General features: G+C 32.2%; 21 protein-coding genes. All 21 read left to right on the forward strand.

What is annotated here, in order from left to right; translation table 11 throughout:
- Positions 1–7 precede the first annotated feature (7 nt).
- Positions 8–1,387, forward strand: coding sequence for a glycosyltransferase family 9 protein (locus H0Z29_09510; GenBank protein MBO8131734.1), 1,380 nt, complete (start codon positions 8–10; stop codon positions 1,385–1,387).
- On the forward strand, positions 1,356–2,027 hold the full coding sequence (locus tag H0Z29_09515) for a small multi-drug export protein (protein ID MBO8131735.1): 672 nt from the start codon (positions 1,356–1,358) through the stop codon (positions 2,025–2,027). The genes H0Z29_09510 and H0Z29_09515 overlap by 32 nt, the downstream gene beginning before the upstream one ends.
- Positions 1,999–2,835 carry a sulfotransferase gene (locus H0Z29_09520; GenBank protein MBO8131736.1) on the forward strand — a complete coding sequence of 279 codons (837 nt, stop codon included), beginning with the start codon at positions 1,999–2,001 and terminating at the stop codon, positions 2,833–2,835. The genes H0Z29_09515 and H0Z29_09520 overlap by 29 nt, the downstream gene beginning before the upstream one ends.
- 497 nt (positions 2,836–3,332) lie before the next feature.
- Positions 3,333–3,671, forward strand: a complete 339-nt coding sequence (locus H0Z29_09525) for an Mth938-like domain-containing protein (protein MBO8131737.1) — start codon at positions 3,333–3,335, stop codon at positions 3,669–3,671.
- Between the two features lie 165 nt (positions 3,672–3,836).
- Positions 3,837–5,822, forward strand: a complete 1,986-nt coding sequence (gene uvrB / locus H0Z29_09530; protein MBO8131738.1) for an excinuclease ABC subunit UvrB — start codon at positions 3,837–3,839, stop codon at positions 5,820–5,822.
- Between the two features lie 2 nt (positions 5,823–5,824).
- On the forward strand, positions 5,825–7,108 hold the full coding sequence (purD, locus tag H0Z29_09535) for a phosphoribosylamine--glycine ligase (GenBank protein MBO8131739.1): 1,284 nt from the start codon (positions 5,825–5,827) through the stop codon (positions 7,106–7,108).
- Positions 7,105–8,037, forward strand: coding sequence for an NAD-dependent epimerase/dehydratase family protein (locus H0Z29_09540; GenBank protein ID MBO8131740.1), 933 nt, complete (start codon positions 7,105–7,107; stop codon positions 8,035–8,037). Before purD ends, H0Z29_09540 begins: the two co-directional genes overlap by 4 nt.
- A gap of 68 nt (positions 8,038–8,105) precedes the next feature.
- A complete protein-coding gene (locus H0Z29_09545; GenBank protein MBO8131741.1) occupies positions 8,106–9,335 on the forward strand; it encodes a sigma-54-dependent Fis family transcriptional regulator in 1,230 nt (409 codons plus the stop codon).
- Positions 9,325–9,837: an LptE family protein gene (locus H0Z29_09550; protein ID MBO8131742.1), complete on the forward strand. Its 513-nt coding sequence runs from the start codon at positions 9,325–9,327 to the stop codon at positions 9,835–9,837. The genes H0Z29_09545 and H0Z29_09550 overlap by 11 nt, the downstream gene beginning before the upstream one ends.
- A complete protein-coding gene (asnS, locus tag H0Z29_09555; GenBank protein MBO8131743.1) occupies positions 9,831–11,144 on the forward strand; it encodes an asparagine--tRNA ligase in 1,314 nt (437 codons plus the stop codon). Before H0Z29_09550 ends, asnS begins: the two co-directional genes overlap by 7 nt.
- On the forward strand, positions 11,141–11,593 hold the full coding sequence (locus H0Z29_09560; protein MBO8131744.1) for a TIGR00725 family protein: 453 nt from the start codon (positions 11,141–11,143) through the stop codon (positions 11,591–11,593). The genes asnS and H0Z29_09560 overlap by 4 nt, the downstream gene beginning before the upstream one ends.
- Positions 11,590–11,868: an acylphosphatase gene (locus H0Z29_09565; GenBank protein ID MBO8131745.1), complete on the forward strand. Its 279-nt coding sequence runs from the start codon at positions 11,590–11,592 to the stop codon at positions 11,866–11,868. The genes H0Z29_09560 and H0Z29_09565 overlap by 4 nt, the downstream gene beginning before the upstream one ends.
- Positions 11,869–11,881: 13 nt before the next feature.
- Positions 11,882–13,507 (forward strand): NAD+ synthase, encoded by a 1,626-nt coding sequence (locus tag H0Z29_09570; GenBank protein ID MBO8131746.1) that lies wholly within the window; start codon positions 11,882–11,884, stop codon positions 13,505–13,507.
- Between the two features lie 97 nt (positions 13,508–13,604).
- Positions 13,605–13,955, forward strand: coding sequence for a hypothetical protein (locus tag H0Z29_09575; protein MBO8131747.1), 351 nt, complete (start codon positions 13,605–13,607; stop codon positions 13,953–13,955).
- Between the two features lies 1 nt (position 13,956).
- Complete coding sequence (locus H0Z29_09580; GenBank protein ID MBO8131748.1) at positions 13,957–14,481, forward strand: hypothetical protein; 525 nt, start codon at positions 13,957–13,959, stop codon at positions 14,479–14,481.
- Between the two features lie 17 nt (positions 14,482–14,498).
- A complete protein-coding gene (locus H0Z29_09585; GenBank protein ID MBO8131749.1) occupies positions 14,499–16,865 on the forward strand; it encodes a DNA internalization-related competence protein ComEC/Rec2 in 2,367 nt (788 codons plus the stop codon).
- A gap of 54 nt (positions 16,866–16,919) precedes the next feature.
- Positions 16,920–17,336, forward strand: coding sequence for a DUF3566 domain-containing protein (locus tag H0Z29_09590; protein ID MBO8131750.1), 417 nt, complete (start codon positions 16,920–16,922; stop codon positions 17,334–17,336).
- Complete coding sequence (locus H0Z29_09595) at positions 17,326–18,735, forward strand: glutamate--tRNA ligase (protein MBO8131751.1); 1,410 nt, start codon at positions 17,326–17,328, stop codon at positions 18,733–18,735. Before H0Z29_09590 ends, H0Z29_09595 begins: the two co-directional genes overlap by 11 nt.
- A complete protein-coding gene (locus H0Z29_09600; protein MBO8131752.1) occupies positions 18,713–19,855 on the forward strand; it encodes a hypothetical protein in 1,143 nt (380 codons plus the stop codon). The genes H0Z29_09595 and H0Z29_09600 overlap by 23 nt, the downstream gene beginning before the upstream one ends.
- A gap of 17 nt (positions 19,856–19,872) precedes the next feature.
- Entirely contained in the window at positions 19,873–20,259 is a 387-nt protein-coding gene (locus H0Z29_09605) for a response regulator (protein ID MBO8131753.1), read from the forward strand.
- Positions 20,256–21,485, forward strand: a complete 1,230-nt coding sequence (locus H0Z29_09610; GenBank protein ID MBO8131754.1) for a PhnD/SsuA/transferrin family substrate-binding protein — start codon at positions 20,256–20,258, stop codon at positions 21,483–21,485. Before H0Z29_09605 ends, H0Z29_09610 begins: the two co-directional genes overlap by 4 nt.
- The last annotated feature ends 4 nt before the right edge of the window (positions 21,486–21,489 follow it).

A 21,489-nucleotide genomic window follows, 5' to 3' on the forward strand; every position in this document is an offset into this window, starting at 1 on the left:
GAAGAACATGATTCAGAAACCTTTAGATTTATTAAAACTAATCCCACCTAAATATTTAAAAGTAACAAGCAATCTTACTCTTAATCTACTGGACTTCATAAGTATTAGTAAAATTATTCGCAAAAAAGAAAAGAGGATTTTAAATAATGTAAAAAAACTACATCGAGTACTTGTAGTAGCAGATTACAATATAGGTGATTCTTTATTAATTCTACCTGCTGTAGGGACTTTAAAGTATTATTTAAAAGATGTCGAAATCGATTATATTTTCAACGAAGGTGTTGAAAGTCTTATTGGTAAAATTCCATTTATATCTAATATATTCCCGATATTTAGTAGCAGTGTTGATTTTTCATACAAAAATTTAAATAGATTAATAAGTGTAATCAAAAATAAAGGGTATGACGTTATTTTTAATTTCTGCCCATTTTTTAATGAGAACCATTTTAAAAATATTGAAATACCTATATTGTATCCATGGAGGTTGATTTTCGAAATATTAGAGTCTTACCATCGTGGTGACAGAACTCATATTTCATATAGAATTGTCGAATATATTAAAGATATAATTTATCTATTAAGAAATAGTATTAAAATAAATGATTTAAAAGATTATAAGCCAGAGATGAAGTTGTATATCGATGAGGACACTATTTGTAAATCCAGAGAATTTTTAAGGGCTAATGGATTGGATTTATCAAGAAACATAATCTTTATCCATCCTGATTCATCAAGTAAATATACATTTATCAATGGAGATTTTTATAAAAAGCTAATATATAGGCTATCATGTAATGATAAGGTTGGGGGTATAATTCTCGGTCCGACATATAATTTCAGAAATATTAATAGGAGAATTTGTCATTACCTTAAAACTAAATATCGAAATAAGGTCATATATTTCCCTGAAGATGCTTCTATTGAATTTTTTGCAGCTCTGGTGGATTGCTGCTCTGTATATATAGGACTTGATACAGGACCAATTCATATTGTAGCTGCAAAGAAGTTTGGTTATAATAAGAAAACACCTTTGAATAATAGAACTGCTATCGTAGGACTTTACAAAGCCTCGGATTCAAGGATTTATGGATATGATTCATTTTCAAATTTACATATAGATTCTTATCAGAATGCACCAGCCAGAGTTTTTGAAGCAAAACCAAGATGTAAAAGTATTAGCTGTACGTTGCAGAAAATTATTAGAACCTGCAAATATAATTATTGTGATAGGTTATTAGATGCCGATAAGGTGTATATTTACATTAAAAATATATTGGATAAATATGATAAAAATGTTCTATATCAGGGAAATTCGGAATTATTTAGGCAAATATTACACAAGCATATAGTTTTGGATGAAGGTTGCATCTCAAATATTGAAAAATAATTCACTGGATAGATTTAGTTTCATAATCGGTATATCGTTATTCGTAGTGATTGCTATTGTTTTATCATTGATATTTATTTTTGATAGAATAATGTTCTTGAAAGTTATGGGTGTAATTACTGCGTCGATAGTTGGTGGGAGAATCACCGCTATTGTGGTAGGTATAGAATTAAAATTATATAATATTGTAATATGTATAGTTTTATTTCTGGTAAATGTTACATTTTTATTAATATTATACCCTTTTATAACGCACTTTCATGAAAATGTAATTGAGAGGAAATTTTTAAAAAATATTCTTAATCTCTCATATGAAAAAGCTAAAAAAGAGAAAAATAAATGGTCAAAAATTGGTACTTTTTCTGTTCCTGTGTTCATCTGGCTTCCTTTTCCATTGACAGGGGCAATAGCGGGTTCATTTCTGGGATTATTTCTTGGAATGAAAAAGGATATTTTATTGATCACGGTAATTGTATCAATGCTAGTGGGCATACTAAGTTGGACATTTGGTTTTGAATACTTTGTCAATATAATAGGCCCTACTGGTAAGATAGTTACATATGTAATTATAGCTTTATTGTTGATATTCACATTTATCGACAGGTTATTAAATGGCAAAAAGAATTTTAAGCAAAACTGAAGGTAATAATATAAAAACGGTATTAATACTCACAATTCCGCGTAGTGGTTCTTCACTGCTCGCTGGTATTCTGCATCGTTTGGGTATTCCAATGGGAAATCCGTTTGATCTTTCTAAGGGAAAACACTTAAACAAATATGGTTGTTATGAAGATCAGGAGTTTCAGCGAATAAATTTAAATATACTTTTTGAATCAGGATTATTGCTTGATTTAACGAAAAGGCTCGACATTAATGAGGATTTACTTGAAAGAAAAGTACAAAAGTATAATGATAGAATAAAAAATTTTATTAGAAGTCGCAAAAAAGAAATATGGGGTTTTAAAGATCCCGCATTGTCTTATATCGTTCCTTATGTCCATCAGCTTTTTGAAAATCCCTATTACATCCATTTAAAAAGGGACATTGCCGATACGGCTGCTTCGCTTTATAAAACCTCGAGGTTTAGATATTGGTTGCCAGAGTTAAAAGAAAAATTTCCTCTTTTTAGCTGGAGGAATAGATTTCTACTTATTCCTACGGCTATTTTTTTATTATTCAGAAAGTTCAGGGAGTATAAAGGTATTGATACCTATTACGAAGTTGTAAAAAAAGGGCATGAAAGGATTGAGAAATTTCTGGCTGACAAAAAATATATTGAAATACATATAGAAAATCTTCTTAGAAATCCAAGGCACATGTTGAATGTTATAATTGATTTCCTCGAGATATCTCCAACTGAGGACCAGATCAATGAAGCATTGAATTTTATTAATCCAGATATTTTGGGGAATTATCAAGCAAAATATAAGAGTTTAGAATATCACTAATTGAAATGATATTCCGTTAAGGTAATATAGTATGAAAAAATAGTTTAATTAAAATCCAGTCAATCTTCAAATTTAAAGCCAATATTTTTATTATAAAATTTTGGCCATATATAAATCTCATATATTCCAGGGCAAAAAATTCGTTCTTTATTTCAGGTAGTAATAATATTTCTTAAATAGATCATATGTCAAGTTGTATCCTTTTTTAAAATTCATCAATAAATGGTAGAAAATAATATTTTACTCTTCCTCATACTTTATTCAAGTATTTATTCTTCGTACCTTAAGAACAAGATAAAAAGTATTTATCAGGAAAATTTAGCAAACGGGGCGTATTATTTTAACACTTTTTGAGCTATTTGAATAACACAGTTCGGATAGATCATTAAAAATACTATTAGATTATTACTATAACCCATGCTATTTTATTTAATCTATTTAATTTTCATATCAAAAATAAAATTATAAATTAATATTTTGTTAAAATGGAGGAGAGGATGAGAATCGATAGTTATAAGTTTGGTGAAATAATTATTGAAGGAGTGAAATATAATCACGATGTAATAATCTTTCCTGATAAGGTAAAGAGCAACTGGTGGAGAAAGAATGGACATAATCTATGTGATGAGGATATCAAAGAAATTTTGGACTATAAACCTGATGTATTGATTATAGGCAAAGGTAAATATGGAATAATGAGAGTCCCCGATGAACTTATTAAGAAGTTAAAAGGAATGGGAATAGATGTAATTGTAGCTAATACTGATAAGGCTGTCGTATTATATAATGAATCTAAAGTTGAGGAAAAAGTTGGAGCTTTTCATTTAACATGCTAATGCTATAGCATAGCTAAATAATAATAAAGTATTACTATATTAATTAAGGATTGAATTACTGTATAATTTCGAAACTTTTGTCATTAATAGGATAAAAAATCGCTTGGTTTTTAATTACAGGTTTGATTGCTTTAATTGAATATTATATCTAAATTTTATGACGAAATGACAGACTTTAGACTTGTAACAGACTTAAAACCAACAGGGGATCAACCTCAAGCAATAGAAAAATTAACAGGGGGCGTATTACGCGGTGAAAAGTATCAGACTCTGCTTGGAGTTACCGGTAGTGGTAAGACTTTTACGATGGCACACGTTATACAAAATGTTAACAAACCAACTCTGGTTATTTCACATAATAAAACCTTAGCGGCACAGCTTTATGGGGAATTTAAATCCTTCTTTCCTGAAAATGCTGTAGAGTACTTTATCAGTTATTATGACTATTATCAGCCGGAAGCATATCTCCCTGTTACTGATACATATATTGAGAAAGATTCTTCTATTAATGAAGAAATAGATAAACTTCGCCTGAAAGCAACCAGCTCATTGATATCACGACGGGATGTAATTGTAGTGGCAAGTGTTTCCTGTATTTATGGTATTGGTTCACCTGAGGAATATAAAAAATTTATAGTAATGATAAAAAAGGGAGAAAAAATAGATATAAGATGGCTTATAAGTAAACTGGTGGATATATATTATTCAAGAAATGATCAGGTGTTAGAAAGGGGAAATTTTAGTTTGAAAGGTGATGTGCTGGAAATCTTCCCTGCATATGAAGATTATGCATTCAGAATAGAATTTTTTGGGGATTACATTGATAGAATATGCTCAATAAATCCAGTTACCCGAAATATATTAAAAGAGCATGATAATATTGTAATATATCCGGCAAAACATTTCATTACATCAGAAGATAGGCTTGAGATTGCACTGAGGTCTATCGAGCGTGAACTTGAGGAAAGATTAAAAGAGCTGCGTGATGCTGGCAAGTTACTAGAAGCTCAGAGATTGGAGCAGAGAACAAGATTTGATATCGAAATGATAAGAGAAGTAGGATATTGTTCTGGTATTGAGAATTACTCCAGGCACTTTTCAGGCAGGAAACCAGGGGAGAGACCATATACATTAATAGATTTTTTCCCTGATGATTACCTTTTGTTCATTGACGAGTCCCATGTTACTATTCCGCAATTAAGAGGTATGTACAATGGTGATAGGTCCAGAAAAGAGACTCTGGTAGAATATGGTTTTAGGCTTCCATCTGCACTTGATAACAGACCTCTGAAATTTGAAGAATTTGAACAGCTTATTAATCAGGTGATATTTGTTTCTGCTACTCCTGGCGATTATGAACTTGAGAAATGTAATGGGATTGTTGTAGAGCAAATAATAAGACCTACAGGGTTGCTTGAACCAGAGATTAAGGTAAAGCCAACTGAGAACCAAGTAGATGATTTAATAGATGAGATTGTCGAAGTTACAAAGCGGAACGAAAGGGTACTTGTAACAACCCTGACGAAGAAAATGGCTGAAGACCTCGCTGATTATCTTCAAGGGTTGGGTCTACGCGTCAGATATTTGCATTCAGAAATCGATGCTCTTGAAAGAGTAAGTATTCTAAGAGATTTGAGACTCGGGGAGTTTGATGTATTGGTTGGTATAAATCTGCTGAGAGAAGGACTTGATCTGCCTGAAGTATCGCTTGTTGCAATACTTGATGCCGATAAGGAAGGTTTTTTAAGATCAGAGAGATCTCTGATGCAAATTGCAGGGAGATCTGCAAGAAATGTCAATGGCAAAGTAATTTTTTATGCTGATACGATTACTGAGTCAATGAAGAAGGTAATTGATGAAACGAATAGAAGAAGAAAAATACAGGAAGAATACAATAAAAGAAACGGAATAATCCCACGATCTATTAAGAAAACAGTTGAAGAAGTATTAAAAACTACATCTGTAGCTGATGAGAAACCGCTTAAAAAGTATAAGGAGAAAAGGGCGGAATTTAGATATATGAATAAAATAGATAAAATGCAGTTGATAGATCTATTGAAAAAAGAAATGATGATTGCGGCTGATAATCTTGAATTTGAAAAAGCTGCGGAAATTAGAGATGAGATAATCAGATTAAGCAAGGAGATGTAATCATGAAAGTTCTAGTAGTTGGTAGTGGTGGGAGGGAGCATAGTATAGTTTGGAAACTATCACAGTCTCCATTGGTAGAAAAAATATATACTGCTTCTGGAAACGGCGGGACACGGATTCATGGTGAAAATATTCCAATAGATTCTGACGATATTGATTCCCTTGTTGATTTTGCAAAGAAAAATGAAATTGATCTTACTGTTGTCGGTCCAGAATTACCACTTGTTAAAGGAATCGTAGATAGATTTAGTGAAAGTGGTTTAAAAATTTTTGGTCCAACTCAAAAAGCTGCAATGCTGGAAGGTAGTAAGGTCTTTGCAAAGATTTTTATGAAGAAATATGACATTCCAACTTCGGATTTTGTCATAGTTAAAAATAAAGAAGAGGCTCTGGAAATTATTAAAAATAAAAAATATCCCTATGTTATAAAGGTTGATGGTCTTGCAGCAGGCAAAGGTGCCTTTATTATATTTAGTGACGAAGATTGTAATAATGCTATTTCCCAGATATGGGATCAAAAGGTTTTTGATGAAGCGGCTAATAAAGTTATTATAGAAGAATATTTAGATGGCGAGGAGGTATCTGTATTTGCTGTATGTGATGGTGAAAGGTATGTACTGCTACCATCAGCGCAGGATCATAAAAGGGTATATGACAATGATAAAGGTCCGAATACAGGTGGCATGGGCGCATACTCTCCGTCACCACTTGCAACAGAGAATATACTAAAAAAGGTTGAAGAAAAAATTATAAAGCCTCTTTTGAAAGGGATGATTAAAGAGGGTATTCCATATAAAGGTGTGCTTTATTGTGGTTTGATGGTCCTTGATGACGAACCTTTTGTGCTTGAATTTAACTGTCGTTTTGGCGATCCTGAAGCCCAGGTTATTCTACCCTTGATAGAATCAGATTTTGCTGAGCTAATTAGCAAAGCAGTTGATGGTAGGTTTGAGGATCTGACTTTTAATTTATCAGATAAATATGCTGTTTGTGTTGTTTTGGCTTCACAGGGATATCCAGGCAGTTATAGAAAGGGCTTTAAGATATATGGACTAAAGGAGCTTGCCAATATTAAAGATGGATATATTTTCCATGCGGCCACAAGGTACGAAAACGGAGAGTATTTAACAAATGGTGGGCGTGTTTTAGGAGTAACAGCCCTGGATGTAACATTGAAAGATGCTATAGAGAAAGCATATAAATTGGTTGAAAAAATACATTTTGAAGGGATGCATTACAGAAAAGATATAGGGGTAAAAGGATTAAAAAGATTGGGTGTAATATGAAAATATTGATAACCGGTGGTGCAGGGTTTATTGGAAGTCATGTTGCTGATGCATATATAAAAGAGGGACATGATGTTGTAATTATTGATAACCTGGTAACGGGGCAAATCGAATTTGTGAACCAAAAAGCAAAGTTTTATAAATTTGATATACGCTCCAGAGAAGCATATGATTTGATTATGGATGAAAAATTTGATGTGATAAATCATCATGCAGCACAAATTGATGTTAGAAAATCCACAGAAGACCCCAAATACGATGCAGAGGTTAATATATTAGGTTCCATCAATATCCTTGAAGCATCCAATAAGAGTGGTGTGAAGAGATTCATATTTATATCTACTGGAGGAGCTATTTATGGTGAGCAGGATTATTTCCCTGCAGATGAAGAACATCCAACCAGACCAATATCGCCGTATGGAATTGGGAAACTGACAGTGGAAAAGTATCTGTACTATTACAATCAAGTGTTCAAACTTGATTATGTGGTATTAAGGTACGCAAATGTATATGGACCAAGGCAGAACCCCCATGGTGAAGCTGGAGTAGTAGCTATATTTTGTGATAAAATGTTAAGAGGAAATAGAGCTGTTATTAATGGAGATGGGACGCAAACTCGAGATTATGTGTATGTTAAAGATGTTGTAAAAGCAAACGTTCTTGCATTGACTACTTATAAAACAAATGAGATTTATAACATAGGTACTGGAGTGGAAACCGATGTGAATACTATTTTTAAAAAGATCAGAGATGAGATCAATCCAAATATTGAAGAGTTTCATGGTCCACCTAAGCCAGGGGAACAGAAGCGAAGTGTAATTAGTTTTCACAAAGCAGAAAAATTACTTGGATGGAAGCCAGAATATTCTCTTGATGAGGGATTGAAAGAGACTGTAAGTTTTTTCAAAGAACTATATCGGCAGGAATGATTATTTTTTAATGTTTATATTTTAATATCAAAAACAATTTATAAATTTAATTTTTGATAGGGATTGATATGGATGATAAAAGGGTTGAAGAATTACAGAGGCAATTTGGAATAATTGGTGAATCAGAGGATATAAAAGAAATTATTGAGACTATAGACCAGGTAGCAAAGACAGATATAACTGTTCTTATTGTTGGAGAGAGTGGAACGGGTAAAGAGCTGGTTGCCAATGCAATTTATCGTCACAGTTTACGAAGACATAGACCGTTTATAAAGGTTAATTGTGGTGCAATACCTGCGGGGATTATCGAAAGCGAACTTTTTGGGCATGTAAAGGGATCATTTACAGGGGCAATAGAGGACAGGAAGGGTTATTTTGAAACTGCTGATGGCGGTACTATATTTCTTGACGAGGTGGGGGAGATGCCGCTAGAAACTCAGGTAAAATTTTTAAGAATTTTGGAACTCGGAGAGTTCATACCTGTGGGCGGTTCAAAAGCAAAAAAGGTTGATGTAAGAATAATTGTTGCCACGAATAAGGACCTATATGAAGAGGTAGAAAAAGGAGAATTCAGAAAAGATCTTTTTTACAGGATAAAAACTGTAACAATTGCTATACCTCCGCTGAGAAAGCATCCAGAAGATATACCCTTGCTTGTTGAAAAGTTTGCCCTTGATTTCGCAAATAGGAACAACATACCGTTTAAGGGATTTTCGCCATCAGCCATGAAAGTATTACAGGACTATAGATGGCCTGGTAATGTCAGGGAGTTAAAAAATTTTGTTGAAAGTATGATAGTCCTGCATAAAGGAGAAGTTATCACTAGTAAAGATGTAGCAAAAAGGTTATATGCTGAACAGAAGGTAATAAACGAACGGTTACCTATAAGATTAGGGAAACCCCTGGATCAAGCAGAAAGAGAATTGATACTCCACCAACTGTTTTTACTGCGTGAGGAATTACATGAAATAAAAAATATAATAGCCTCTGGTAGTATCCCAAAAGAGTATGTGTCAAGGGAAATAAGGAGTCTTCCGGCACCAATTGATAACAAAAAAGAGCTTATAGTTGAGGATGAAATATTAACGGGCGAAGGAATTGAAAAAGAAGCTGAGACACCATCTATTAATCCTGATAAAATTGGTAAAATATCTCTTGAAGAGATTGAGAAAGAATTGATAGAGCAGACATTGAAAAAGTTTAATTACCAGAAAAGAAAAACTGCCAATGTTCTGAAAATAAGTGAAAGAACTTTATATAGAAAAATAAAAGAATATGGATTAACTGATGAGGAATAAGAAAGTTTATTTATTAGGCATTATTTTTATATTAATAAATAGTCAGTCATGCTGGTATTATTCTTTCAAAGGGACGATCCCACCACATATTAAAAGTATAGCTATACAAACTTTTGATAATCAAACAGGAGAATTTAATATTGAACAGGATATAACAGAAAAAGTTAGAAGATATTTTATTCAGGAAAATATTTTAAAAGTTAGAGATGAGGACAATTCAGATTCAATTTTATCAGGAAGAATCGTAAGTATAAGAGATGAACCTTTAATTTATGAAGATACTCCCCAGGGAGAAGAAGTAACAGAATATAGATTAACAATTAGTTTGAGTATAGAATGGTATGATAGGATAAATGATAAAGTATTACTAAAAAAGCAGTTTAGTAAATATGCTGACTATGATCCATCTGGATTGACCGAGAATACTCGAGAAAAAGCCATTGAATCTGCAGTAATGCAGATATGTGAAGATATTATGAATAATATTCTTGGTATATGGTAAAAAAGGAGAAAAAGTTGAAGTGGGTTTATATAGCAGAAATTCAAAAGTATGAAGGACAGGAGGTTACCCTTAAGGGATGGCTCTATAACAAAAGATCAAGTGGGAAAATATGGTTTTTGATCATTAGAGATGGGACGGGTTTTATACAGGGAGTTGTCGCAAAAAATGATGTGGATGAGGAAACATTCAACCTGTACGATAAAATAGGTCAGGAGTCATCTATAGTTGTTAGTGGTATTGTACATAAAGATGCGAGAGCACCAGGTGGTTATGAAATTATAGTGAAAAACATTAATGTTGTCCAGGCTGTTCATGATTATCCCATCTCTCTAAAGGAGCATGGAATAGATTTTCTTATGGAAAGAAGGCATCTCTGGATAAGAAGTCCTAAACAGGTTGCTATTTTAATGATCAGGCATACTGTTGTAAAGGCATGTAGAGATTTCTTTGATTCTCGTGGATTTATTCTCGCTGATACTCCGATATTTACTCCGAGTGCCTGCGAAGGTACTACTACGCTGTTTGAAACAGAATATTTTGGGCGAAAAGCGTATTTAACTCAGAGTGGACAATTATATAATGAAGCAACTGCTGCTGCCCTTGGTAAAGTATACTGCTTTGGACCTACATTTAGGGCTGAAAAGTCAAAAACTAGAAGACATCTGACGGAATTTTGGATGGTAGAACCTGAAATTGCATGGTATGACTTAGAAGATAATATGAAGCTTGCAGAGGAGTTTGTAACGTATATTGTTAAAGCAGTTTTAAAAGAACGCCAAAGAGAACTGAAGACACTTCAAAGAGATACTACATTGCTCGAAAAAGTTGAACCGCCGTTTCCGAGAATTACTTATGATGAGGCGGTTGACATCTTGAAGAAAAATGGAATAGATTTTGAATGGGGTAGTGACTTTGGTGGAACCGATGAAACCATGATATCAGAACAATTTGAAAAGCCTGTGATGGTACATAGATTCCCTGCGAAGATAAAGGCTTTTTACATGAAAAGAGAACCTGAAAATCCAGAACTGGCTCTTGGCGTTGATGTACTTGCTCCAGAAGGGTATGGTGAAATAATAGGTGGTGGTCAAAGGGAAGAAAATTATGAAGTATTGAGAGAAAGAATTAAGGAGTATAATTTGCCAGAGGAAGCATTTAAATGGTATCTTGATTTGAGAAAATTTGGAAGTGTTCCACACTCGGGATTTGGAATGGGAATAGAGAGAGCAGTTGCATGGATATGCGGATTGAAGCATATTAGAGAGACCATACCATTTCCAAGGACAATTTATAGGTTGGAGCCATGAAACAGAAGATAATCGCTGTTTTTGGTGGAAGAGAGTGTAGCGAAGATATGTATAGAGTGGCATTTGATGTTGGTAAAGAAATAGCACTTTGTGGAGCAGTTTTAGTCTGTGGTGGGAAGACCGGGATCATGGAAGCTGTTTGTAAGGGGGCATTTGAGCAAGGTGGAATGACAATTGGTATTATTCCTGATAATGATAAATCATTTGCTAATGACTATGTAAGGATACCCATTGTAACTGGAATGGGTTCAGGAAGAAATATTATAATCGTTAGAACTTGCGATAGTGCTATCGCAATCGATGGTAGTTATGGGACGTTATCGGAGATTGCTCTGGCATTGAATAATGGTAAACCTGTTATCTCTTTAAATAGTTGGGATATAGAGGGTGTAATTAGAGCAAGTAGCCCCGGAGAAGCGGTGAAAAAAGCATTGGAGCTTGCCGTATGAAGAAAATACATGCTAAAATATTAGTATCCGGTCTTGTGCAGGGTGTAGGATATAGATATTTTACATACAATAAAGCATATGAATATGGTCTTACCGGTTATGTAAAAAATTTACCAAATGGTGATGTATTAGTCGAAGTAGAGGGAGATGAAGGCATGATAGATGAATTTATTAAAGAACTTAGAATTGGTCCTATGACTGCACATGTCAGAGACATTGTCGTAGAAAAGTCAAAATATGTCATTGGGTATGATAAATTTGATATAGCATTTTAGGCTGCATATGAAGATAAGAATAGGACTTGTACAACTTAATCCCAATATCGGAGCTTTTGATACCAACTATAAAAAAATATTAAACTTTATTCGGAAAGCAGAAGAAAGATATATAGACATTCTGATCTTTCCTGAGATGGTTATAACAGGATATCCTCCTCAGGATTTACTTTTCAACAGATCGTTTGTGGATAAAAATTTAGAGTGTTTGAACAAAGTAGCAAAAGAAGTATCAGAAAAATTATATGTAATTATTGGATTTGTAGATAAAAAAGATGGGAAACTATATAATTCTGCTGCCGTTTTGAATAACGGAAAAATTTTAGAAGTGAGATCAAAAACTTTATTGCCCAATTATGATGTATTTGATGAGGTAAGATACTTTACTCCAGCAAATGAAAATGATCCTTTTGATATATATTTTGGAGATAGAAAACTAACTATCGGAGTGGAAGTTTGTGAGGACTTGTGGGATAAGCACTATGATAAGAAAGTAACTGATGAGTTATATAAGAGAGGTGCGGAATTAGTTATAAATATTTCGGCATCTCCTTTTACGGAAAATAAATTTGATACAAGATTAAATCTCATTAAAGAAAAGGTTAAAAAATATAAAAGACCATTTATACTTACAAATATGGTTGGGAGTAATAGCGAGCTGGTTTTTGATGGGAATTCCATAGTAATGGATTGTAAGGGTAAAATAATTGGCTGGGGTGGTGAATTTGTAGAAACCCTTGAAATATTTGACCTTGATATCGATTCATTTACCGGGATTGAAAAAAAGATAAATGTTTCAGAGAGAATTGGGCGAATTTACAAAGCACTGATTGTGGGGATTCACGATTATCTACACAAAACTGGCTTTTATAAGGCGGTTGTTGGACTGAGTGGAGGTATTGACTCCTCAGTTGTTGCTTCACTTGCCAGCGAGGCTCTCGGTGCAGAAAATGTCCTCGGAGTATTAATGCCATCGAGGTATACTTCGGAAAGGAGCATTGAAGACGCAAAAACTGTTGCTACAAACTTAGGTATAGAGTACAAGATCATCCCTATTGAGGATATTTTTCAGTCATATAAAGCATCATTGTCTGAAATGTTATTAGGGCTTAAAGAAGATATAACAGAAGAAAACATTCAGGCAAGGATTAGGGGAAATATATTGATGGCAATATCGAATAAATTTGGATACATGGTCTTATCAACGGGGAATAAAACAGAAATGGCACTTGGGTACTGCACATTGTACGGTGATCTTTCAGGAGGACTTGCTGTTATTTCAGATATAAATAAACTCGATGTTTATGAACTAGGCAGGTATTTTAACAAAATAAAGGGTGGTGATATTATTCCTGAGTCTGTTTTTACTAAAAAACCTACCGCTGAATTAAAATTTGATCAGGTTGATCCCTTTGATTATAATATTGTCAGTCCGTTGACTGATGAAATAATTGAGAGTGGTAGAAGTGTGGATGAACTAGTAGAGATGGGGTATGACAGGGAATTGGTTGTAGACATTGTAAAAAAAATAAGAAAAAGTGAATATAAAAGAAGACAAGCGCCACCCGGGATAAAAATTACAGAAAAAGCATTTGGCATGGGTAGAAGATACCCTATAGTCAATTACTTTGATGGTTAGGAAATTTTATATAACAGTATTTATTTTATTACTCATCAATCTTTATTTGCTACCTCAACAAAATATTAATACTTGCAATGGTGGAACTTGGACTAAAATGACATACAATGAAAAATACTGCTATATAGTTGGTTATCTAGATGCACTTAATTTGTCTGTGAGGATTATAGATAAAACTATAAAAATGCAAAAACAAGCCGATATTAACTTTGTTGAACCTGCTTTTATTAATATGATTTATGATGACTTGAAGAAATATGATTTTAGTAATATTATAGATGTTGACCAGATGATAAAAAGTATTGATGCTGTATATGTTGAAAAATTGAATTTAAATATACCCGTAGAGGCTGTAATGCTATCTATAATTGAACGAAATAATGGTAACTATGAACGAGCTGACAGAATATTAATTGAATCGAGAAAAATAATTCATAAGGGATATTAATATGACGAAAAAACCATTGAGTGGTGAGGCAAATTTACTAAATCATTTTTATTATTATATTTTTGTATTGTTTGTGGTGCTTATGGGTGTTGTATTGGTTCGTGCTAATAACGTAATACTCAGACAATTCCGTATCTGGATATCTCCAGAGACTATCAACGATAGATTCCTATTTCTGATTGCAGTTTTCGCAACGTCATCGATATTTATCTTTTTAATAAGCCTATTATTAATGTTTTTTATAGAAAATTATAATCTATTTAATATCCTGTGGTTTGTATTTATAGTCACTGCAACGCTATTTGTATCAATGTTCCTTGTAGAGGTATGGTCAGCATCCATAAATAGTGTTCTGGTTAAGTTATTTATTGTCATTCTTTGTAATATAGTCACAATAATATTTACTTATATTTATTACAAATTAAATTTTACACCAACGCCCAATTTTGCCGTATTTTTACTTGGTATGATCGCCCTAACGTCATCTTTAAACTGGATCTATCTGAATGCAATAATTAGTATATAAATAAATAAAAGAAAACTTTGATAGCAAACTTCTTCGAAAGAAATCCTGCTTTAAGGACATTCATAATTATATCTGTTGGTTACATAATAGGACGTTTTGTACATCTTGATGAGCTTATTATTCTTATCATGATAACTGTTTTACTGGTTACTTCACTGTTAATAAAAAATAATAAGTTCAATCATTTGATTTTGATAACTCTATTATTAATAGTCGGCATTTATAGGATATATATTGAGAGGGAGAAGATAATTTTTGACAATTTAATTATAGGTAAAATTAACAAGGAGGTGGAATTAACCGGTAAAGTTGAGACATTTAATTACGATGATGATCGGGTTGTTTTGAGATTAAAAAGAATAGCGATTAAAGATTATGGTATCAAATTAAATTGTAAGATATTAGCTCATCTAAAGGATATAAAAAGTGTTGAAGGAGGAGATATAGTTAATATTAGAGGTGATTTATTTAGACCGTCTGAGTCAAGAAATCCCGGTGAATTTGATTATAGAAGGTATCTGAATATACATGGAATCACAGGCATTGTTTATGCCGATGAAATATCTGTTATTAAAAAGTCGAAGTGGTATGATTTAAACAGACTATTTTATTTGGTTAATCATAAAATAATCAAAGTTATTGATTCTGGATTATCAACAGATAATAGCCCTGTTTTAAAGGCATTGATACTTGGCCAGAGAGGGGAGTTGACGGATGAGCTGAAGAATGATTTTGTTAATGCAGGAGTAATCCATGTACTTGCCGTATCTGGACTACATGTTGGATATATTACGATTATAATACTTATTATATTGGGATTTTTTAGATTTCCCGATAGAGTAAAGACTGTCTCGGCTATTTTTATACTTTGTTTTTATGCAGGTATGGTTGGATTTAAACCATCAGTTGTAAGAGCAGTAATTATGGCGAGTCTATTGCTAATTGCAAGATCATGGGAGTTTCCGTTTTCCTTATATAATATCATCTTCTCCTCTGCGTTAATTCAGTCACTTATTAATCCCTTACAAATTTTTGATATTGGATATCAGCTGTCATACATTGCGGTAATCTCTATACTTTATTTTTATAAGAAACTTGACTATTGTATACCACGAAGGATAAAGGAGATTGTAAAGGAACATAGGGCTATAAATTATATTTATCAGTTGTTTTTAGTATCATTATCGGCATTAATTGGGACTTTACCTATTGTCAGTTATAATTTTCATAGAATTCCCATAATAAGTATGGTTTCAAATTTAATTGTCGTTCCCTTAGTTGGTTTAATTGTTATGGTTGGGCTTGCACAAGTTTTACTGGGACTCGTCTATAACTTTTTTAATGTAATTTATGGCGAGGTTACGGATATTTTGATAACTATGTTGAAATTTATAATAAAGAAGTTTGGTGGTATGAGTTTTTCCTATATATCAATTCCTGGCTTTGGATTGATTACATTTTTGTTATTTTACATTTTTATCATTATTGCATTTAATATTGAAAAAAGAACAATGAGAAAAGTGGGTATACTATTAGTTCTTCTGCTTTTAAATATACAAATCTGGGCTGGCATTTTTAGATCACCTGTTATTAATGTTACGTTTCTCGATGTTGGTCAGGGAGATGCTATTTTTATAAGATTCCCTTCTGGGAAAAATATGCTTGTCGATTCTGGTCCAAAAAGATATAATTTTGATTCAGGTGAGAGAATAATTGCCCCCTTTTTGAATTACAATGGGATAAAGAAAATTAACTACTTTGTTTTGACTCACCCGCATAGTGATCACATAGGAGGTGCTGAATATATTATAAAAAATTTCACTGTTGATACGCTTATTTTATCAAATATAAGCCGTGTTTGGAAGTATTATACAAAATTTTGTAATCTCGTTGATTCACTGAATATAGCAATTAAAGAGGTAAATACAGGAGATATTCTTATCCCGGATAGATTTACCATTGTCTATGTTTTATGGCCTATTAAAAATTTGCAAAATATCTCTTCAGTAAATAATAATAGTGTAGTCCTTAGGATTAGCAATAAAGATATGGATATATTATTGCCAGGTGATATTGAAAAGAAAGCAGAAGATAGTATTGTGCTTTTTGAAGAATTTGTTAGATCTGAGATTTTGAAGGTACCTCATCATGGTAGTAAAACTTCCTCATCCGAAGAGTTTCTGTTGGCAGTTTATCCTGATGTCGCTGTAATTTCCGTTGGTGCTAATAGTTTATTTGGTCACCCGCATCAAGCTGTGATTAATAAATTCAAAAATTTAGGAGTTAAAATATTTAGGACTGATAATGATTGGGCAGTATTGTTAAAATTATATGATTCATATTATTCAGTGAAAAGTTATAAAAAGGGTAGAGAAATCTTTTGAATAAATGTTTTATTTTAATTATTTCTAAACCTTTATTATATTTTAGTCTGAGGTATGGTTAATCTTATGGAGGAAGTAAAAGAGAGGAATATTGAAATTAGGGCAATAAGTCTTAGCTCAGTTTTAAAAAACTTATTGCCTACTGTTTTCATCGTTGTATTTATACTTCTATTTTTTTGTGGATTAGTAGTATTAAAAATAGCTTTAAAATTCAGTCAGTTATCAGATATTGGATATCTTAATAATATAGGCTTGAGTGCTGGAACTGGTTTTTGGGTGATAGTATTTCTATCATTTTTGTATTCGATAATATTTTCTTTTTTATTTGTGTTCCTGATATTACTTGTAATTATTTTTTATAATATGTTTGTAAAGATAGTGGGAGGGATAAAGTTTACAATAAGAGAACAGATTAATACAGCAAATATCAGTATTGATAATAAGGGAGAAATAAGACAAAGTGGGGGTTAGAGTTCGCTTTGCACCCAGTCCGACAGGGTATCTTCATCTGGGTAGTGCAAGAACGGCAATACATAATTGGTTATTTGCAAAGTCTAAGGGTGGAACTTTTCTACTTAGAATTGAAGATACCGACGTAGAAAGATCAGATGAAGATTCCGTAAGTCAGATTGTGGAATCATTAAAATGGCTTGGCATTAACTGGGATGAAGATATTGTGTTCCAGTCGAGTAGGCTTGAATTATATCGTTCAAAAGCAGAAGAATTAGTTGAAAAAGGTCTAGCATACAGATGTTTTTGTTCTCAAGAACAAATTGAAAGAGAGCGAAAGAACCGTTCTTCAACTAGATATTCTGGAAAATGTAAAAATCTTGATAAAATAACGATAAAGAGGTATCTCGAAGAAGGAAAAAAATATGCTATAAGAATCAATTTAGATAAGGGTGAAACAGGATGGAATGATATTGTTTACGGTTCAATCAAAGTCAATAATGATGAACTTGATGACTTTGTTATTTTAAGGTCAAATGGTATAGCAACGTACCATTTCGCTGTGGTAGTGGATGATATATCGATGGGTATAACGCACGTCATTAGAGGTGAAGACCATATCCCAAATACACCGAAGCATATAATTTTACACAAAATGCTTAATGGTAAAGTACCGGAATTTTGTCATCTCCCGTTACTTCTTGGTCCTGATGGGAAAAGGCTAAGTAAAAGGCACGGCGCGACAGGAATAAATGAGTTTAGAGAAATGGGCTTTATGCCTGAGGCAATTTTCAATTATTTAGCAATAATTGGGACATCGATATCTGCTGAAAATCAAATATTAGGGATTGATGAGTTAATAAATAAATATTCATTAAAGAAAATTTCAAAAAAGGGAGCTATTTTTGATTACGAAAAGCTTCTCTGGTTTAATAAGAAACACATTGCATTGAAAGAAACGAGTGATATATTACCTTATATCAAAAAGTTACTTGGTAAGTATGGCATAGATATTAGTAAAATCGAAGATAAGTTTTTATTTAATATTATCGAATTGATGAAAGGAAGAGTAAATAGGCTGAATGAAATTGTTGAGTGGGGGATATACTTTTTTAATGATCCAGAAACTTATGATCAGGAGGCAGTCGGAAAATATATTAAAAGCGAAACGAGTTTTTATCTAAATGAGTTGTCTAAGAACTTTGATAAACAGATGGAATTCAGTTATAGCAAGATTGAGAAAGTTGTAAGAGGAACTGCTGATAGACTGTCCATAAGTCATGCTGAATTGATACATCCATTAAGAATTGCTATTACTGGTTCTAGAGTCAGTCCTGATATTTTTAGAATAGTAGAATTGCTTGGGAAGGAAACAACTATACGGAGGTTAAATAAGTTTGTTCAAAAGCTCAAAAGTTGACATTACCAAAATCCTACTATTACTATTTTTAATAATTGATATAGTATCAGCTGATATAAATATTATAGTTTATCCATTAAGAAATAGATCTGGGGATATCTCAATAGACTGGTTTGGCAGTGCTTTTGTTGATATAATAATAGGGCATTATAAAAATATTGAACCTGTAAAAGTATATGATAAATCAAAAATCACAAGCCTTGATTCTACTATTTTGGGTAGTAAACATAGTTATATTATAAAAGGCTCCTACAATTATTATATTCCCGGATTTAACGTTGATATAGAAGTAATAAATGTAAATAATTGGAAGACAGCGAAAAAGAGTAAGCTGTACATAGAGACTCTTGATTTTGCTGATGTTGTCGAAAAAATTATTCACTTTATCGACAATTTTATCGATTCGGTTAACGCTGGCGGTAAAAGGTTAAAAATAGAAGAGGGGTATACTTCAAGGAAGATTGGACAGGAAATAAAACAGGCTTTTATAGAAAAGAGAGAGAAAGTTTATGATAAAATTTCATTGAAAGAATCTTACATTACTGATTCAGATTTAAGTAGATTTGTGAAAAATTTTTTTGAGTCGCTATATGATGTGAAAATAGATAAGCCAATTGTAAATGTCGATGAATATGATGATGACTATGTCAATATAACGTTTTTGATAAGATTCAAAGTAGATATAGATAGAGCAAGCAATATTATTGAAAATCTGGGCTATTTTGAAAAATCGGAGGATATGGAATCGATTACATACAGAATATCAAAGAATAAAATACTATCAAGAGGTGATAAACTGTATAAGCTGATTTCAGGTAAATATAATATCTATCCTGTGATATATTTAACAACCTATGATGGGAGGACTGTTTATATTATTATTGACGTTCCTTATAACTTTGAAAGGGGCAAAAGCAAGAAGAAAAATATAGTGTTTGTAACCAGATCCAGACCTCTTGTAGAAATAATAGATGAGACAAATTCAATCAGGATTGAAATAAAAAGAGAAGAGGCTCAGGTTTCTTATCCTTTTAGAATAAGAAAGAATATTTTGATTAATCTGGATGAGATTAGAGTTGAGATGTTAAATGAAGATAAAATTGTCAATTTATTGAAATAATTTTAAATTAATTGATTATGAAAAAGAGCAAAATTTTAATAGTCGATGATGAGAAGAATGTATGTAGTTTTCTAGTCGAATTTCTGCATTTTAAGGGATTTGATGCAGACTATGCTTTATCAGGCGATGAGGCAATAAAGAAATTAAGTCACGATACATTTGATTTAATCTTATTAGATTTGATCATGCCAAAAATTTCGGGATTTGATGTCTTAAGATATCTTCAAGAAAATAGATTTGATATACCTGTTATAGTATTAACCGGTGTCCGTGATGAAAAAGCACTCATATCTACCAGAGAGCTTGGAGCAAAAGATTATATAACAAAACCTATTGACCTTGAGAAACTGGAGAACAGCATAATTTTGAATATAAATAGGGTAAACAAAAAGGTGGTGGATTGATAAATTTATATCATTCGTTTTACCACATAGATAAAAATTTTTACAGGCTATTAGATTTAATTTCAAATTTTTTCACTCAAAAACTTAACCAATCCGTTAGTGTGAAATTTGTAGGTGATGGTGCATCATCGGTATTAGAGAATTTAAAAAATGATAATTATGGCAGCGGTTTCGTTTCAGAGTACGAGGCAATATATCTGGAAGCGTTCTATGAATATATTCCTCTAATTAAAATCGGTATAACAAATCTAAATGCCTTTATTATAGTAAGGAGATATTCAAATTTTAGAAGAATAGAAGATTTAAAGAGGAAATCTATTGGTATACAAACTGGTAGAGAATTTTATTTATATAATCCTATAATAAGTTTTTTTGTAAAGAATTGTAATGTTTCTGAAGATACTAATAAAGGATATTTTCCTTTTATGGGTTATCAACTCGTTACAAATTTAATAGATAATTATATTGATGCTGCTATCATTCTAAAGAATATATATGAATCACTAGATGAAGAAGTAAAGAAAAAAGTAAAAATCCTTGGTGAGTTTTCTACATTTCCAGGATTTGTGTTTGTTATGAATTCTAAAGTAGATCCGGATGTATATAAAAAATTTACCTCTGATAGTCAATTTATTGAGGAATTGAGAAAAATATGTTATTCCTATCAACTGGACTTAGAAGAGGTTACAAGGACTGATAGATCATTAATAATAGGGGCTATTGAAGATCATAACATCACATTTAAAGAATTTATAGAAAATTTTGAAAATGATATTATATCTTTTTTTTCATCTGAGAGTGGCTGGGAGTTAAAGCAGTTGAGGGATAGAGTAAATAACCTTACCAGATTTAATGAAAAACTTGTTGAGTTGTATAAGTCTTTAAAAGAGAGTAGAGACAAACTAACTGATTTATTAGAAATACCGTTCGAGAATATAATTATTTTTTCTAAAGATGGGAAAATAACTGGTGTATCACGTTATTTTCTCAAAAACTTTAAATATTCAAGGCGTGAATTAATGAAAAAAAATATATTTGGAGTATTGATATCCGATGGAAGCTTAAAAATGGAAAAAATTATCAATGAAGTTGATTATGGATTGGTTCATTCATGTAAAGCACAGCTCAAATGTAGAGATAATACCTTTGTTCCTGTTAAAATTAATTTTAATGTTATTGAGATGGATGAGAAAAAGTTAATTATTGGAATAGTAAATAAAATGTGAGGGG

This window comes from Candidatus Neomarinimicrobiota bacterium (genome assembly GCA_017656425.1).
Classification (GTDB): domain Bacteria; phylum Fidelibacterota; class UBA2242; order UBA2242; family B5-G15; genus JACDNV01.